Below are 5,463 nucleotides of genomic sequence, written 5' to 3' on the forward strand. Positions count from 1 at the left end.
TCGCGCTCTTGGGCCGGTGGTCCAGCGGCCGGGCCACCAGCGGCAGCGACAGCAGGCCGGCCAGCCCGCAGGCGGCCCCGCCGCCGCCCAACCCACTGGCGCCGCCGCCATGGGTTCCGCCGGGCGCCCAACCCGCCGCGGCCGCCGCCGATGGGCAGAACAACACGCCGTTCACCGGCACGGCGCCGTTCGGGCCGCCGTCGTTCGTCCCGAAGAGCGGCTCGACCGTGGGCGTGGGCCAGCCGATCATCATCAACTTCCCGGGCACGGTCGAGAACGCCGACGCGGCCATCGCGGCGGTGCACGTCTCCTCGGTCCCGCCGGTGCCGGGCAAGTTCTACTGGATGACCCCGACCCAGCTGCGCTGGCGGCCGATCAACTTCTGGCCCGCCCACACCGCCGTGACGGTCGACGCCGGCGGCACCGTGTCCACCTTTCAGACCGGTGACACGCTGATCGCCACCGCCGACGACGCCACCCACCAGCTGACTGTCACCCGCAACGGCACCGTCGAGAAGACCTTCCCGATGTCGATGGGCATGACGTCGGGCAATCACCAAACCCCCAACGGCACCTATTACGTCCAGGACAAGAAGGCGTCGGTGGTGATGGACTCCTCGACCTACGGCGTGCCGGTCAACTCGACCTACGGCTACAAGGTGACGGTGGAGGACGCGGTCCGCTTCGACAACGTCGGCGACTACGTGCACAGCGCGCCGTGGTCGGTGGACGACCAGGGCAAGCGCGACGTCAGCCACGGCTGCATCAACATCAGCCCGACCAACGCCAAGTGGTTCTTCGACAACTTCGGTCCCGGTGACCCGATCGTCGTGAAGAACTCCAGCGGCGGCAATTACAAGAAGAACGACGGCTCCGCCGACTGGATGAACTAACCCGCAGCGACAGCGCACAATCGCCCATTCCCGAGCGGGAATGGGCGATTTGCGGTTAGGCGGGTTGTTGTTGCCTGGGGGTTCCGCTCGCGCGCGCGGTATGTATAGCATCATACATACCCCGATGGCTGAGGAGCTGCGATGCGTAGTCCACGCGAGCGGATGGTCGTGTCCGCCGCGCTGCTGATCCGCGAGCGGGGCGCGCGCGCCACCGCCATCTCCGACGTGCTCGAACACAGCGGCGCGCCGCGGGGCTCGGCCTACCACTACTTCCCCGGCGGGCGCACCCAGTTGCTCTGCGAGGCCGTCGACTTCGCCGGCGAGTACGTTGCCGCCGTGATCGCCGGCGCGGCCGACGGACTGCAGTTGATCGACACGTTGATCGACCAGTACCGCCGGCAGCTGCTCGATACCGACTTCCGCGCCGGCTGCCCGATCGTGGCGGTCTCCGTCGAGGCGGGCGAACAGCAGGACGCCGAGCGCATCGCCCCGGTGGTCGAACGCGCCGCCGCGGCCTTCGACCGGTGGAACGACCTGATCGCCGCGCGGTTGATCGCCGACGGTGTTCCGCGGGAGCGGGCGAGCGAGCTGGCCGTCCTGGCCACCACCGCGCTCGAGGGTGCGATCGTGCTGGCCCGGGTGCGACGCGACCTGATGCCCCTCGACGTCGTCCATCGCCAGCTGCGCGAGCTGCTGCTGGCCACCTCGTCCTATCAGGCAGCCGGAAAGGACACCCGCAATGACCGGTGAATGGCAACCCAGCGCATGCATTCTGTGCGAATGCAACTGTGGCATCGTGGTTCAAGTCGAGGATCGCCGGCTGGCCCGCATCCGCGGTGACAAGGCCCATCCCGCCTCGCAGGGCTACACCTGCAACAAGGCGTTGCGCCTGGACCACTATCAGAACAGCCGCGCCCGGCTGACCTCGCCGCTGCGCCGCCGCGCCGACGGCAGCTACGAGGAGATCGACTGGGACACCGCGATCGTGGAGATCGCCGAGGGCTTCAAACACATCCGCGACAGCTACGGCGGGGACAAGATCTTCTACTACGGCGGCGGCGGGCAGGGCAACCACCTGGGCGGGGCGTACAGCGGCGCCTTCCTCAAGGCGCTGGGTTCGCGTTACCGGTCAAATGCCTTGGCGCAGGAGAAAACCGGCGAGGCCTGGGTCGACGGCCAGCTGTACGGCGGCCACACCCGGGGCGAGTTCGAGCACGCCGAGGTGGCGGTGTTCGTCGGAAAGAACCCGTGGATGTCGCAGAGCTTCCCGCGGGCCCGGGTGGCGCTCAACGAGATCGCGAAGGATCCGAACCGCTCGATGATCGTCATCGATCCCGTCGTCACCGACACCGCCAAGATGTCCGACTTCCACCTGCGGGTGCGGCCGGGCACCGACGCGTGGTGCCTGGCCGCGCTGGCCGCCATCCTCGTACAGGAAAACCTTTGCGACGAAGCGTTTCTCGCCGAGCATGTGCGCGGTGCCGACACCGTGCGTGACGCGCTGCGCCAGATTCCGGTGGCCGGCTACGCGCAGCACTGCGGGGTGGACGAGGAACTGCTGCGCGCGGCGGCGCGGCGCATCGGCACCGCGGCCAGCGTCTCGGTGTTCGAGGACCTCGGGGTGCAGCAGGCACCCAACAGCACGCTGTGCTCCTATCTGAACAAGCTGCTCTGGATCTTCACCGGCAATTTCGCGAAACAGGGCGGCCAGCACCTACATTCGTCGTTCGCGCCGCTGTTCGGCCAGTTCTCCGGCCGCACCCCGGTGACCGGCGCCCCGATCATCTCCGGTCTGGTGCCCAGCAACGTGGTGCCCGAGGAAATCCTGACCGATCACCCGGATCGCTTCCGGGCCATGATCGTCGAAAGCAGCAATCCGGCTCACTCACTGGCGAATTCGGCCGCCTGCCGCGAGGCGTTCCGATCACTGGAGCTGATGGTGGTCATCGACGTCGCGATGACCGAGACGGCCAGGCTCGCCCACTATGTGCTTCCCGCCGCCTCCCAGTTCGAGAAGGCGGAGGCCACCTTCTTCAACCTGGAATTCCCGCACAACACCTTCCAGCTGCGCCGCCCACTGCTGCCACCGTTGCCGGGCACCCTGCCAGAACCCGAGATCTGGGCGCGGCTGGTGCGGGCGCTCGGGGTGGTGGACGACGCGGACCTGCTGCCCCTGCACGAGGCCGCCCAGCGGGGACGGCAGGCCTACACCGAGGCGTTCCTCTCCGCCGTCGCCACCAATCCGACTGTGGCGCAGCTGCTTCCGTATGTTCTCTACGAGACGCTGGGGCCCACCCTGCCCGACGGACTGCGCGGCGCCGCCGCCCTGTGGGGCCTCGCCCAGAAGACCGCGATGAGCTATCCCGACGCCGTGCGGCGCGCCGGTCACGCCGACGGCAACGCGCTGTTCGACGCGATCATGGACAACCCGTCGGGGGTGACGTTCACCGTGCACAACTACGAGGACGACTTCGCGTTGATCAGCCACGCCGACCGCAAGATCGCCCTGGAAATCCCCGCGATGCTCGACGAATTGGGGGCGCTGACCCGCACCCCGCCCCGGCTTACCACGCCGGATTTCCCGATCGTGCTGTCGGTGGGGGAGCGACGCGCCTATACCGCCAACGACATCTTCCGCGACCCGTCCTGGCGCAAGCGCGACGCCGACGGCGCACTGCGGGTCAGCGTCGAGGACGCCCAGGCCCTGGGGCTCGTCGACGGCTGCCGGGCCCGCATCAGCACCGCGACCGGCAGCGCCGAGGCCACCGTCGAGATCACCGAGACCATGCTCCCCGGACATGCCGCCCTGCCCAACGGATTCGGGCTCGACTACGTCGGCGACGACGGGCGCACCGTCACTGCGGGTGTCGCCCCGAACGCGCTCACCTCCACCGAATGGCGCGATCCCTACGCCGGCACGCCGTGGCACAAGCACGTACCCGCCCGGATCGAGGCCGCCCAGCTGGGTGTCAGTTCCAGATCTTGACCCGGTTGCCCGGTTCCAGGAACAGCGCGCCAACATCGGCGCCGTCGAAGGCGTCGTAGAAGGCGTCCATGTTGCGCAGCACGCCGTTGCAGCGGAACTCCGGCGGCGAGTGCGGATCCACCGCCAGGCGCCGGATCGCCTCGGCCTCACGGGATTTGGTGCGCCATACCTGGGCCCACCCGTAGAACACCCGCTGCACGCCGGTCAGGCCGTCGATGACCGGAGCCGGCTGGCCGTTCAGTGACAGCTGGTAGGCCAGCAGCGCGATCGACAAGCCGCCCAGGTCGCCGATGTTCTCCCCGACGGTGAACGCGCCGTTGACGTGGTGCTCGCTCGCCAGTCCCCGCGGCGTGTAGGCGTCGTACTGCTCGATGAGAGCCTTTGTGCGGGTGGCGAACTCGGCGCGGTCGGCGTCGGTCCACCAGTCCACCAGATTGCCGTCGCCGTCATATTTGGCGCCCTGGTCGTCGAAGCCGTGGCCGATCTCGTGGCCGATCACCGCGCCGATACCACCGTAGTTGGCCGCGTCGTCGGCCTCGGCGTCGAAGAACGGCGGCTGCAAAATGGCTGCCGGAAAGACGATTTCGTTCATGCCCGGGTTGTAGTAGGCGTTGACGGTCTGCGGCGTCATGAACCACTCGTCCCTGTCCACCGGCCCGCCCAACTTGGCCAGCTCGCGGTCGTGGTTGACGGCGTACCCGCGCTGGTAGTTGCCGTACAGGTCGGCCCGGTCGATCACCAGCGCGGAGTAGTCACGCCACTTCGCCGGGTAGCCGACTTTGGCGGTGAACTTGTCCAGCTTCGTCAGCGCCCGCTCCCGGGTCGCCGGGGTCATCCAGTCCAGGTCGCTGATGCTGATCCGGTAGGCCGCCCGCAGGTTGGCCACCAGTTCGTCGATGCGGGCCTTCGCCCCGGGCGGGAAATGCCGTTGCACGTAGAGCTTTCCGACGGCGTCGCCCATCAGGTTCTCCACCAGCGACACCGCGCGCTTCCACCGATCGCGGATCTGCTCGGTGCCGGTCAGCAGGCGGCCGTAGAAGTCGAAGTCCGCGGACACCACCTCGTCGGTCAGCCAGGCGGCCCGGGCGCGGATCAACCGCCACTGTGCCCAGCTCTTCCACACCTCGAGGTCTTCGTTGCGCCACAGCTCGGCGAACGTGCGCAGGTAATCAGGCTGGCGCACAATCACTTCCGCGAGGGACTCCGGGTCGGCGCCGAGCCCGCCCACCCAGCCGGCCCAATCGAAGCCCACCGCCTCGTCGCGAAGTTCGGCGAACGTGCGCAGGTTGTAGGTGAGGTCGGCGTCGCGGCGCTTGACCACATCCCAGTGCGCCTCGGCCAGCCTGGCCTCCAGCGCGACGATGCGGTCGGCGGTCGCAAGGTGGTCGGCCGGATCGCCGCCGAACACCAGGGCGAACATCCGCGCGATGTGCGCCGGGTACGCCTCCAGCACCTGCGCGTGCCGCTCTTCGCGGTAATAGGACTCATCGGGCAACCCGAGGCCGGACTGGGTGAAGTGCACCAGGTAGCGCGCCGAGTTCTTGGCGTCGGTGTCCACATACACCCCGACGCCGCCGCCGGCGC

4 protein-coding genes are annotated in these 5,463 nt (G+C 68.6%); 3 read left to right on the top strand and 1 reads right to left on the bottom strand.

The genetic code is table 11. The features are described 5' to 3' along the window. Positions 1–8 precede the first annotated feature (8 nt). The 3 genes from A5646_RS10450 to A5646_RS10460 all read left to right on the top strand — a co-directional run bounded on the left by A5646_RS10450 (position 9) and on the right by A5646_RS10460 (position 3,879). Entirely contained in the window at positions 9–893 is an 885-nt protein-coding gene (locus A5646_RS10450) for a L,D-transpeptidase family protein (RefSeq protein ID WP_231998285.1), read from the top strand. A gap of 141 nt (positions 894–1,034) precedes the next feature. Next, positions 1,035–1,643: a TetR/AcrR family transcriptional regulator gene (locus tag A5646_RS10455; RefSeq protein ID WP_066876302.1), complete on the top strand. Its 609-nt coding sequence runs from the start codon at positions 1,035–1,037 to the stop codon at positions 1,641–1,643. After that, positions 1,633–3,879: a molybdopterin oxidoreductase family protein gene (locus A5646_RS10460; protein WP_067021589.1), complete on the top strand. Its 2,247-nt coding sequence runs from the start codon at positions 1,633–1,635 to the stop codon at positions 3,877–3,879. The genes A5646_RS10455 and A5646_RS10460 overlap by 11 nt, the downstream gene beginning before the upstream one ends. Here the strand turns inward: A5646_RS10460 and A5646_RS10465 are convergent. Beyond that, on the bottom strand, positions 3,863–5,463 hold a 1,601-nt coding region (locus A5646_RS10465; protein ID WP_067021591.1), incomplete at its 5' end, for a M13 family metallopeptidase. The two genes, A5646_RS10460 and A5646_RS10465, sit on opposite strands and share 17 nt — an antisense overlap.

Source organism: Mycobacterium sp. 1245499.0 (assembly GCF_001673615.1).
GTDB classification, from domain to species: domain Bacteria; phylum Actinomycetota; class Actinomycetes; order Mycobacteriales; family Mycobacteriaceae; genus Mycobacterium; species Mycobacterium europaeum_A.